Annotated in this window: 7 protein-coding genes; 1 reads left to right on the top strand and 6 read right to left on the bottom strand. The window is 61.3% G+C overall.

Annotated elements, in window-relative coordinates; all coding sequences use genetic code 11:
* Nucleotides 1-251 precede the first annotated feature (251 nt).
* The 3 genes from DES53_RS21965 to DES53_RS21955 are packed head-to-tail and all read right to left on the bottom strand — an operon-like array spanning nt 252 to nt 1,489.
* On the bottom strand, nt 252-647 hold the full coding sequence (locus tag DES53_RS21965) for a DoxX family protein (RefSeq protein WP_113960456.1): 396 nt from the start codon (nt 645-647) through the stop codon (nt 252-254).
* Between the two features lie 32 nt (nt 648-679).
* Nucleotides 680-1,150: an SRPBCC domain-containing protein gene (locus DES53_RS21960; protein WP_113960455.1), complete on the bottom strand. Its 471-nt coding sequence runs from the start codon at nt 1,148-1,150 to the stop codon at nt 680-682.
* 15 nt (nt 1,151-1,165) lie between these two features.
* Nucleotides 1,166-1,489, bottom strand: coding sequence for an ArsR/SmtB family transcription factor (locus tag DES53_RS21955; RefSeq protein ID WP_113960454.1), 324 nt, complete (start codon nt 1,487-1,489; stop codon nt 1,166-1,168).
* Between the two features lie 131 nt (nt 1,490-1,620).
* On the opposite strand from DES53_RS21955, the gene DES53_RS21950 reads away from it, so the two are divergent.
* The gene (locus tag DES53_RS21950; protein ID WP_113960453.1) at nt 1,621-2,184 is read left to right on the top strand and encodes a hypothetical protein; all 564 of its coding nucleotides are present in this window, start codon (nt 1,621-1,623) and stop codon (nt 2,182-2,184) included.
* Nucleotides 2,185-3,363: 1,179 nt separating this feature from the next.
* Here DES53_RS21950 and DES53_RS21945 read toward each other — a convergent pair.
* The 3 genes from DES53_RS21945 to DES53_RS21935 all read right to left on the bottom strand — a co-directional run bounded on the left by DES53_RS21945 (nt 3,364) and on the right by DES53_RS21935 (nt 12,190).
* Nucleotides 3,364-5,433: a hypothetical protein gene (locus DES53_RS21945; RefSeq protein WP_113960452.1), complete on the bottom strand. Its 2,070-nt coding sequence runs from the start codon at nt 5,431-5,433 to the stop codon at nt 3,364-3,366.
* 46 nt (nt 5,434-5,479) lie between these two features.
* On the bottom strand, nt 5,480-6,214 hold the full coding sequence (locus DES53_RS21940) for a hypothetical protein (protein WP_147263543.1): 735 nt from the start codon (nt 6,212-6,214) through the stop codon (nt 5,480-5,482).
* A 483-nt stretch (nt 6,215-6,697) separates the two neighbouring features.
* Complete coding sequence (locus DES53_RS21935) at nt 6,698-12,190, bottom strand: discoidin domain-containing protein (RefSeq protein WP_147263542.1); 5,493 nt, start codon at nt 12,188-12,190, stop codon at nt 6,698-6,700.
* Nucleotides 12,191-12,218: the final 28 nt, after the last annotated feature.

Below are 12,218 nucleotides of genomic sequence, written 5' to 3'. Positions count from 1 at the left end.
CACAACGCTCACGCACCCGGCGCAAACGCTGCGCGCTCAACTCAGAAAAAAACAGACAACCACTTCCGCGACTCCATTTATCTAACTAGACTTAACCATCTCAAACGCAACATCCTTTACGCCATTCCTCGCCAACTTCCCTTCATGGCATTGGGCTGAAGCCGAAGCTACTTTGGCCGAGGCATCACTGAGGCATCCAACAATCACCTATCAGCCAAACATGGTCTGTGACAGTGTCGCGCAGCGAGTAATCAAGCTGCCCCACTCGTCGTCGCCATCGCCACTCTCCTCCCCTCTGGCCGGAGCCACCATGAGGCCACGGTCAGCATCAGCAGAAAGATGCCGGGGAACGCTTCACCAAAGGGATGTCCTGCAATGAGGTGGGACACCGCGGCTCCAGATGCGAAAAAGAAGAAGCCTGCATAGGCCCACTCCTTCAGCAGCACGAATCCAGGAGCGAGTATCGCCGCCACACCGAGGATTTTCCACACCCCGAGAATGGGACCCAGATAGGCGGGATAACCCAGGTGCGTGATCACCTCCAAGCCCGCCTTCATCTGAAGCAGTTGGAAGATGCCGCTGGAGAGCATGCCCAGTGAGAGCCAGAGGGTGGCGATCCAGTAGAAGATTTTCCGGGTCTTTGTCATATCGGTGGTCAGGGTGATTCGAGTTGGGATGACTATTTCGCCTTCAGTTTCTCAGCGACTTTCTGCAGGCTGTTGTGCGCCATGTTGATGCCCCACGTCATGCCCATCTCCACCATCTGATCGCGGAGTGCGACGGAGCGGTAGATGATGTGCATATTCAGCTTGCTCGCGTCTTCCGTGAGCTTCTCAAACTCCAGGAACTCAAGCTGCGCTCCGAAGGGTGTGTTCTCCATCTCGAAGGTCCGCGTGATCTTCTCATTTGGGATGAAGTCATGAATGGTCCCGCTGAAGACATGCTTATTCCCCTTCGGGTCGGTCGTTTCGAAGTGCCAGGCACCGTGCTTTCTTCCTTCCAGCTTCAGCACCCTGGTGCCCATCCACTGCTCCACAATCTCAGGGTCGACGTGCGCGCGGAAGAGCAGATCCAGCGGCAGATCAAACTCGCGGGTGATCAGCAGTTCCTGTTTTCCGTCCTCGGCATGGACTTTCGTTTTGCGTTCCATGGTTCTTCTTTTTCTCTATTTTGGGGTTTTGTATTTCTTCATCACCGCTTCCAGTTTGTTGAACCGGTCATCCCACAGCTTGCGGAAGGGCTCGATGAAATCCGCGATCTCTCTCATCTTTGCGGGATTGAGATGGTAGTGAATCTCCCTGCCGCTCTGCTCCTGCTTGAGCAGCTCGCATTCGGTGAGGATTTGCAGATGCTTGGAAACAGTCGGCCTCGCGGTATCGAAGTTGGCAGCGATGGCGCCTGCCGTCATGGACTGCGTGGCTACCAGAAGAAGGATGGCCCTCCTGGTAGGGTCCGCGATCGCCTGGAAAACGTCTCGTCGTAGATTCATCGTGTAGCTATGTGGCTACATGATTACGCGTAGCCACTTGGCTACGCAACATCTTTTTTGAAGCGAGGGCTGCCTTTCAGCACGAATAGGCTCGCACTTTGCCCGTCTCCCACTCCACAGTACCGGTGAGCATGATGCGATTCTGGGTCACTTCGATCAAGGTCTACGAGCACGATGCCTCGGCATTCGAGTTCGGGGAACTTCGCTTCGATGGCATGTATGGCTTCGGCACGGAACGACCGCATAGCTATGAGGGTCCGCTCACCTACCTCAAGGATGGGGTCAGGCAGCAGGACTTTGGCCAGGCGGGGCGGGGCCACCGGAGGCTCAGTGGCTCCTTCAATCTTCTCTGGCCGCAAGATCCCGGCAAGGTGCCTGAGCCGCCCTTCCTGCTGGCAGGCACCGATCACATCCACGCCGGATTTGCAGGCCTCGTGGTCGTGGATGCGATCGGACCCGCTGCCGACGTGGCGTTATCGCACGAACCAGGGGGACAACTTCCTTTCGGCGGAGCCGATTGGTTCGGAGTCGCCACCTTCATCAGTCATGAGGGGACCAAGGCCCAGTTTGCACTGAGAACCTATTACACCACGGTACACCCTGCGGGACCGCAGGTGGGGGAAATGGTGGAGGCACTGGAGTACGGGGAGTCCATTGGACCGATTGTTTCGCTCAGGGAGGGTTTCCCCGACTAAGCGGCTTAAGTTTTGGTATAGTCGTTTCTACGCCGAAGGCGTTGTACATCGTCCAGCCCGAGGTCAGCTTGCGAAGCAAGCGCCACCTTGGGAAGTGAAAGCAAGATGCCGAACGCTGAAAGCGTTCCACGAACGCGCTGCACAATGTGGAAAGGTCACCTTGGTCAGCCGCTTTTCTGTGGAACCCATTCAGGGTTCGAATGCTATCCAGCCAACCCAAGGTGGCGTCCGCTTCGCGGCCTGACCTTGGGCTGGACAGTGTGTAACGCCTTCGGCGTAAAAACTCGCTTGGGCCTGGACTCGCATACATTGGTCAAAGCCAGCAAAATGATCCAAGAAACTTGCGTGACACCACACTAGCCTTCACGGATGGATAAACATTCGCCCAACCAGACGATCCCAGGGACCGTGCGGGGGCTGACTGTTTGGAGTGCTGGATCCCGCATGCGGGACAGCTTTCGGGAGCAGAGCTTGCTCTGCGTGAAGCGGCCTACCCTGCAGAATCCTCGAGAGGACTGTTGCCTCAGGTCTGGCTTCACGGCAGCAAGCTGCCTGCGCAAAGCTGTCCCGCATGCGAGATCCAGCACTCCAAATTCGCCGCCTTCCCCATGCCATGTATTGCAGCGATGAGAGAACCTCATGTCGCTTTGCATCATGGCATGATGTGATGTAATACACGAAACGGGCACTCCCGCCGAAAGCAACGACTGATACCACGATGAGTTGGAAACGGGTCTTTGAACGCGAACTTACCCAACGCGTTGCGGCAGGCCCAAGGAGGGAGAACGCCTCGTTCCCGTCAGCGGTCACCATGCCTGGTGATGTTGCATGCCGGGCAGTCCCCGTATTCCAAAAGAGCACTTCGGCGGATACACGTCATAGACCCTTTCACCCACGGGAACGCGGCGTTCCCGCTCCTTGAGCCTGTGTTATGTCCGCGTTCCATAGATACCCCTGCCGCATGAACCGTTCCAGGTAGTCCGACGCCTTTATATAGAGACTCGGTTTCACCTCCTTTTGGTATGAAGTCGCCGCTCCTTGGGAATGGACGGCCACCACTCCACCACTCCACCACTCCACCACTCCACCACTCCACCACTCCACCACTCCACCACTCCACCACTCCACCACTCCACCACTCCACCACTCCACCACTCCATCACTCCATCACTCCACCACTCACTCCATCTCCCCCAGCACTGTCTCAATCCTCCGTTTTACCTCGGCATCTTCGGATTGTTTGAAGGCTTCCTGCAGGGAAGGTTTGGCGAGTTCGCCGAGGAGGCGGAGTTCGCCGGTGGCTTTCTCGCGGACCTTCCAGTCATCATGGCCGAGATCCCGGATGAGCTGGCCCACGCGGGCGAGGGTGGCTTCGGCAATCTTCGGCACGGGATTCGCGATGCGCAGGATTTCATTCGTGGGCACGGTCCACTCGCCGCCGGGCACGCGGAAGCGCACGGAGCTCTCGCGCAGCTGACCCAGCACGGAGCCGCCGCCCCAGAGCTCAATCTGGAACCAGGGTGAATCATCCGCGCCCACCTGGGTCTGGGCGATGTCCTCAGTCACATTCCGCATGTCCTTGATACCGGTGGGATCGATGGGCACCACACCACCGGCAGTCACCGCGTGCAACACCGCATCCGCCACGGGAGCCACGAGCCGCTGCTCAGCGGGCAAGTCCGCAAAGGGCACCGTGGGTCCGGCCTCTTCAGCCGCCAGCTCCTCTTCACCACTCGCAGAGGCTCCAGTGGAAGCGACCACGAGGGCGCGAATCTGCACTCCCGGCACGGTTTGCTTTCCCAGGAGCGCGGAGGAAAACTCCACACTGTCCTGCGACCCCATCCACACACGGAGGCGCGAACCATCGCGGAAGGCAGCCACCGGAATGCTCCCCTCTTCCGCGCCGGAGGAGAGACCCACCAGGTCCGTGAGCTTCACCTCGCGCTGCCCCCACGCACTGGAGAGCCTGAAGGTCGTCGCACCTGCATCGCGCAAAGCCCAGCGCTCACCACTTCCCGTCTCCAACAGGGCGGCCACACCAGGGGGCCACTCTCCGGCAGGTCCCTGACCCGCGAGCACCAGGCGATCCAGCGCCTCGATCTTCATATCCATCTGCAAGCCGCTGCCGAGCACGAACTTGAGCTCCTCCGCCTCCAGAGTGCCGCGAAAGATTTGTCCATCCACAAGATAAACACGCTGCCCGCCATCATGCCGGCCGCCGGCGATGGCGGCCACCTGCTGCCAGGGGATGTCCGCCTTGCCATGGCGATGCTGCACGGAGAGCCGCGCGCAAGTAGCGCGTCCCCGCAGGCGCGTGCCCTCGCCCATCGCCAGCACATCCACGGCCTCACGCTTGATGCCCAGCAGCTCCTCAGGGAACCATGAAGCAAGATCCAGCGCACCTCCACCACCGCCACGCAGATTCACCAGGGTGGGCGCGGTGCCCTTGGGCAGCTCCCGCAGATGACGGGCCAGGGTGAAGGGCTTGAATGCCTTCTCCAGATCACTCGCATCCGGTCGCACAGAGAGGCGCGTCTGCGCCACGGTATGCATGAGGGACGCGGACTTCCCCGCGGGCACGGTGATGGTGAAGAAGGCAGACATCTGGTAGCGCTGGTTCTGCGCGGAGATGCGCGGCTTCACCTGGCTCTGTGGCGAGCTGTAGGTGAAGAGCCAGGCATTTGCCCCCGCCGAGGCCGGTACGACGGCGACACCGGACTCATGCTTCTCCAGCGTGCCCGGATTCTCCCTGCCACGATCGGAGATGATGGACTTCACCTGGCCACTGAAGTTCTGCCGCAGTTCGAAATTGAGCGTGATGTCACGTCCGGTGGGATTGTTGAAGACTTCCAGGTAACGCAGCCCACCCTCCTTCTCCAGGAAGCGGATGTGCCGCGTGACCTGGATGGCTCCCATGAAGGGCTGGTTTCCCTGGAGCATGAGCTCCTTCCCATCGGGCGTGCCCATGGGCTGGTTGCAGTAGAATTGCTCACTGCCGAAGACGAGCGACATGGCGCCGCTGAGGATGGAGTTCCCGCTGCTGTTGCGCGAGATCTGGCCGTTCTGCTCCACGTACCAATCGTTGCCCACCTTGTCCCGCCGCATCTGCGGTGAGGTTGGCACAAGGCCTTGCTGCTGGGCGCTGGCGGCCTCCGGCATGAAGGCGAGCGTGGTCGCGAGCGCCATGACCAGCAGCGATGTCATGGCATGGCGCGAAGGTTCGCGATGAAGTGTGCGGGAGGCGTTCATGAGAGATTTAAGGACGGGGACGAGAAGGTGCACGAGGAGGAAGGAGCTACCTGGACGGTGGTGGCGCAGGCGTGCCGTAGATGGAAACTTCCACAAACTGGTTCCACAGATCATTGCTGCTGCCGCGCCCGTAGAAGCGCACATAGCGGCCAGCAGCTTCCGCCTCGCAGCCGTCGATGAGCCTGCCGTGATTGGTTTCCATGTAGGCGACATCCTGCCCCACACCGAGGCCGGAGGAGTTGTCGTGATCGTTGTTGAAGATCGTGGTCACACCTTTGGTGAAAGTGGCGTCATCACTCACCTGCACAATGAGGTCATGACACACGACCCTGGGCAGATAGTGGCGCCAAAGCAGCACCTTCCAGACATGGCAGCGCTCGCCCAGGTCCACTTGAATCCACTGCGTACCGGGATCGAGCTGCACGGCGGAGGTATCATTGCCTACCGCAATACCATCGGTGAATTGCGCATAGTCGCCCTCTGGTGTGGGGTCAGAGCCCGTCACCTTCTTGCCCCGGGCGACATCCCTGGTTCCCTTTGGCACGAGGAAATTCAGCCGCATCTTCGTCACCTCCCCGTCCCACATCTCAAGGTTGGGCAGCATGTACACCTCACCTGACAGCGGGCCACTCACGAAGTGTGCCCGCGGGTAGGCGGGCCTCATCAGCTCAAGCTGCTCAGGAGCGAAGCCTTTGGGCAGGGCGAGTGGATTGTTGCGCGAGGGCTGTGGAGCCACGACAGGATCTGCCGCCAGCGCCGGATGCAAGAGAAGCAACAGCATCCCAGCAGCACGTAAAGCACATCGAAAGGTCACAGATGCTGTGGGATGAGTCATCACGGCAAGGTGCGCGAGAATCACGCGAAGGACACAGAAGTGATGCCGAGGGCCCTGGACTGCGCGCAGCCCTGCTGCCGCTTTCCCCAAGTGCAGCCCTGCTGCACGCTTCACCGCGACGAAGTCGCCAAGTTCTTCTGGACTCTCCACTCCACGAGCGAGTGTCACCTTCGCCACAGCAGGCTGTGGACTCTTCAAAGCGGCAGCAGGGCTGCACGCAGTCCAAGGACGCTTCGCGTCACCGCATCCAGACCTTGCGCCCGTATTCCCCTCTCCACCGGTATCCCACAGTTCTCTTCCCCTGACGCCCCTCCCCACTATCGACCCAAGGAACCCGAGGCTGGATTCCAGCATCCCTTCAGAGCGCAATTGCGGACAGCTCTTGAGAGCCCGGAAGCAAACCAAACGTGTCAATCCGTCGTGCACGAGTCAGTTGGAGTTGGTGATTGCAGCGTCCTCGACTTGCTGGCCATAGACCTTGATTTCCGAGAAGCGGTTCACATCCTCGCGGGAATTTCCCCGGCTGTACACGCGGATGTAGCGGGCGCGCGTGGCGAAGCCGGGCATGATCCTGCCAAACATGGTCTCGAGATAGGCGGGGTCGGTCCCCTTCCCCAGGCCGCTGGAGTTGTCATGGTCGTTGTTGAAGAGGGTGTGCACTCCCGTCTTGAAGTCGGGATCATCGCTCGCCTGCATCACCACATCATGATACACCACAGGGTCATTGATCTGGTGCCAGAGTCCCACAAACCAGAGGTCATAGGCCGCACCCAGGTCGACCTGCATCCATTGCAGCCCCCCGGGGAGCACCGGATCGCTTGGGGCGTGGATGAGACCGTCCGCGAAGCACTTGAGTATCGCAGCCCCGGGAGAGGAACTGGTGAAGCCCTGGCAGGTCAACAATCTCACCCCATTGGGCCGGGGAATGAACAGCCGGGAACGCTCCCGCTCGTAATCGAACTGCTCGAGGTGCGGGAAATCCTTCTTTTGCACGGTGACAGGACCGCCGTTCGGGAACGAGATGGTGTACCGCGGATAGTCCTTCGAGTAGTTCACCGAAGTGCCATCGGGAGCAGGTGGCCGGGACGTTTCCCCCCGTTCCGTGGTAGGCTCCACGGAGCCCGGGATGCCTGGTTCCCATGCACCGTATACCGAGACCTCACTGAAGTGATTGGCCTCATTCTCCGAGTTCCCCCTGCTGTAGCATCGCACGTAGCGTCCCAGCACCCCGCCGGCCTCGATGCGCCTGCCGAAGTTTGTCTCCACATAGGCAGGGTCCGTCCCCTTGCCCAGACCCGCAGAGTTGTCGTGGTCATTGTTGAAGACGGTGATCACCCCCTTTTCAAACTTCGGGTCGGAGCTGATTTGCACCACCACATCCTGATACACCACGGGGCGGCTGTGATTGTGCCACATGAGGATGTTCCAGATGCGGTGCTCCATGCCCAGGTCCACCTGCACCCACTGCAGCCCCGGCGGGAGTTCCAGCACATCATCATGATAGGCCACACCATTCGTCACCCGTCGCAGGTCCGCCTCCGGCACCTTGGCCACGGAGGCGCTCACGGGTTTGTGCAGCGCCGCATCCCGGTAGCTCCGGAGGGGCTGCCTGAGTTCCAGCCGCGCATGCTCCAGAACCCAGTCACGCTTCTCCAGATGCGGAAAGCGGGCGGCATCGACGCTGGCCGTCGCGAAAGTGCCCAATCCCGGAGCGCAGGCGGGATAGGTCGGCACAGTCCACAAGTTGTCGGAGGAGTTGTTGGCATCTTCGCGTGCACGCTGCTCTGCCGGGGACAAGGGCTTCTCTCCGGCGTCCGCTCCCGGTGGTCCCTGAGGGACGGGCTTCCCAAACACCATGATCTCCGTGAAGCGATTCAGCGGACTCGCTGTGCTGCCGCGAGTGGTGATGCGCACATAGCGGCCGCGCGCTTCGCAGCCATCGATGAGCCTTCCCAGATTCGTCTCCACATAGGCAGGGTCCACTCCCTTGCCAAGACCGGCGGAGTTGTCGTGGTCATTGTTGAAGAGGGTCTGCACCCCCGAGGCGAAGGTGGCATCATCACTGACCTGCACCACCACATCATGCACGATGCCCCACTGGAAGAATGCATGCCACAGCAGCACCTTCCCAATCTTCTTGCGCTCACCGAGGTCAACCTGCACCCACTGCGTTCCCGCGGGCAGAGTGACGACGTTTTCCCTCATGCCATCGGGGTTTCCATCCACGAGTTTGGAGAGTGCGCCCTGCTCTTGCGGAGGTGCGGAGCTGGTCACCGGCTTGCGTTCCGCCACATTGTGACTCCAGCGCAGTACCTGGAATGAAAGCCTCTTCCGGGTCGCTTCCGGATCCGCCCTCTCAAGATTCGGCACGTCCCGTTCCGCCTCGATCACGGGAGACGTGACATACAACGCCTTCGGATAGGTGGGGCTGATGGTGACGACCGCATCCAGGGGATTCACCTGCGGGATTGCCAGGGGATTGTTCGGCACCGTGGGCATCGGCTCATTGGGAAACGGCGGCTCCTTCTCTGCGCCATCCGTGGGTGTGCCGTACACCGCTGCCTCCACGTAGCAGTTCTTCCCGTCCGTGGTGTTTCCCCGGCTGTAGAAGCGCACATAGCGCGCACGGTGCCCGCCACCATCCATGAGCCTGCCGTAGCTGGTCTCGATGTACGCAGGGTCCGGTCCCTTGCCGAGCCCGGCGGTGTCATCGACGTCGTTGTTGAAAACCGTGACCACTCCCTTCGCGAAGTCCGGGTCATCACTGAGCTGGACGATCACGTCCTCATACACGTCGAAGCGCTTCACATCATGCCAGAGCAGGAGCTTCCAGATGCGATGCGAAACCTGCAGGTCAATCTGCACCCACTGCAGTCCCGGCGTGAGATTCAGGAAGGGCGGCTCCTTCCGCCATGGGTGGCCGTCCGTGACGAAGGCCAGGTCCTTGGAGCCAGCGTTGGCCTTGTCTGAAGTCGTCACCGGCTTGCCTGCGGAGACACGTGTGGTCCCGGCAGGGACGCGCAGATAGTCCGTCGCACTCAGGAGATCCATGTTGTGCTCCTGCTGGTGCACCAGCCTGTTGCGCGAATACATCGCGGGAGGCACTGGCGCGCCCCTGGGACGCAGCGGCCGGATGGTGATCTGTGCGTTCTCTAGAATACCCGGTGGCAGGGCCAGGGGATCCCGAGGCGCCTTGTGCGCGGCGGTCGAGGCCAGCTGCGCGGGCGTCGGCTTTGTGAGGAGCTGGGGAGCGGGCGACCCAGAGGCGGGCGCAGAGAGAGTCTTGGGCGGGGTGATGCCCGGTCCGGCAGCATGGGTGGTGGAAACCGTGGGAGCAGAGGCATCGGGCGCGGCCACTTTCGGCGACACGGGCGTGCCGAATACCATGGCCTCCAGATAGTCGTTCTTCTCGGAGTAGGAGTTTCCATTGCTGTAGAAGCGGACGTAGCGCCCCTGCGCTCCCGCGCCATCCATGAGCCAGCCGTAGTTCGTCTCCACGTAGGCGATGTCCGGTCCGGCGCCGAGGTTGGAGGAGTTGTCATGGTCATTGTTGAAGATGACCTTCACGTCCTTGCGGAAGTCCGGGTCATTGGACACCATGGCAATCACATCCTGATACACCACAGGCATGCGATGGTAGTGCCAGAGCAGCACCTTCCAGATGTGGTGGGGCTCGCCCAGATCGATCTGCATCCACTGCACTCCGCCCTCCAGAGCCACCTGCTCGCCGCCATCGTCCTTCGCGCTGCCATCGGTGATGTTCGTCAGCACGCCCACGGCGGAGTCCGGTGCGGAAACGGTGACGGGCCTTTTCAAGGCGGCATTGGTCGTTCCCTTCGGCACCAGGAAGGTGAGGCGCTTCTTCACACTCTCTTCATCACACTTGTCCAGACGTGGCAGACTGACACTGCCGGAGATGCGCAAAGGTCCCTCCGCGGTGGCCTTGGGATAGTCCACCTTCATCTCCACGAGATTCTCCTTTGGCACGCCCTTGGGCAGGGCCAGCGGATCATTCTCACCGGGTGCGCGTGCGGCATCCAGATCCACGGGCGTGGTTACCGCAGACTCCTTGCGCACCACTTCCTGCAGCCAGCCGGCAGGCAGTGTGACCTTGCGACTGCCGAGCTGCCACTCGAGAGATTCGCTCACGAGCTCTCCGAGCATCTTCGCACCGCTCCGCAGCTCAAGGCTCACGACATTGCCATTGGCAGCATCAAGGGTCATGCGTGCGACGTCCTCCGCCTTCAGTTCCACGTTGTTGCCTCCGGTGCGCACCGTGAGCGTGGGGCTGGCGATGGCGCCCACGAGCAGCGAACCATCCCGCAGCCAGCAGTAGCGTGCGGGCGGCTCCACCTTCAGCTTGCCGGTCTCGGGGCCCTTGTCTGTGGGCGCAGCGTCTCTTCCAGGCAGTGCCATTTCTTTGGCCAGGAGATCCGCCGAACCGAATCGCACGATCTCCGCCGTGCGCACTTCCGTGGGCAGGACCTTTCCTGCTGCGTCGAGTACGGGGAAGGTGATCACGGGTTGCTGCGCCACGCCATGGATGCGGCTGCCATCGGCGAGTGTGGCAATGAGATTGAAGGGCGGCTCCGCACGACGCTCCAGGGACCAGATTTCCGAGAAGGCGATGGGCAGTGCTCCGAAAACCGTCACGAGTTGCACGCCCCGCTGTTCCTGCGGTCCCAGCCAGTGGACGGCGCCATTCTGCAGCTCGACAAACGCAGCAGCGCCCTCTGGCGCCTTGCCATCTTCCGCCGTCACACGCAGGAGCAGGAGCTCGAACGCATCGGCATTCAGCGTGAGATTGCCGAGCTCACCCGCGAGTCGACACTCTCCCAGAGAGGCGCGCCCGGTGAGCACCGCTCCATTCCGCAGATACACACGGTGCTCGCGGCCACGCCCGCCACCGCCACGGATGCCGGCAATGTCTGCCAGCGGCACCTCAAGCGTGCGGCTGTCCATCTTTACCTGCACCGCCGTGCCCGTGACATCTCCACGGAGCTGCTCATCCTTCCCCATCCACAGCACATCCTTCTCCTCACGACCCACGGAAAGTTTTCCACACAGCTTGTCGAAATGCACCAGTCGTCCCGCCGGTTGCGAAAGTGACAGGGACGGCGCCGTGGAGGTGGCCTTCAGTGCCTCCGGGGTGAAATTCACCACCAGCGGCGCCATCTCCGCGGACACCATGGGATTCACCAGGCGGCCATCCTTCCAGAAGGCATCTGCCATGCGCTCCAGCTTTACCCCCTTGTCGAGACCGGCCACGCCCACCCAGTGCAGCAGGGCGATCTTTCCATTCGCCGGGACAGCACCCTCATAGCTGAGCGAGACACTGGAGCCCACGTCCTGGACATTCACCGTCCAGCGCGCGCCGGACTGTCCCCACACAAAGAACGGCAGCGCCTGGCTGTCCTGCCTTTCTGCAAAGACCACGGCCGCCACCGTATCATCCGGAACACCATTGCCATATTCGCGAGATTCCCCAGCCTGATTCAGCACGCCTCCGTAGCGCACACTACCGCGCTCGCTCATGGAGGTGCTGTAGTCCACACGGATGCTCCGCTCCTGCGCATCCGTATTGGTGATGATGTCGAGGATGCGCACCGCACGGCGCTTCGGGTCCACGCGCATCTCGCGTCGCAGGGAGATGTTCTGCCGCGGAGTATAGTCGGCATCGAAATCGAGATTGGAGGAATTCTCCGCGCGATCCGTCGAGGTCCTTTGGAAGGAACTCTTCGACAGGGAGGGAGTCGAGCCATCGATGCGAATCTGCATCAAGGGACCCGTGGAAAGGTTGCGTGATCGGAAGCCCTGCGCATCGCGCACACTCCACTCCTGATCCGGGGGCGGTGGTGTGGAGGATTGAGCGGAGGCAGACGGAGCCACGGCCCATGCCATCAGCACCAGAGCGAACGCCATGCCCAGCACCGCGCGCGGCCATGGGAGC

The sequence above is a fragment of the Roseimicrobium gellanilyticum genome (genome assembly GCF_003315205.1).
In the GTDB taxonomy this organism is placed as follows: Bacteria; Verrucomicrobiota; Verrucomicrobiia; order Verrucomicrobiales; family Verrucomicrobiaceae; genus Roseimicrobium; species Roseimicrobium gellanilyticum.
The sequence above is the reverse complement of the archived record's forward strand: the minus strand, read 5'-3'. Positions and strand labels throughout refer to the sequence as shown.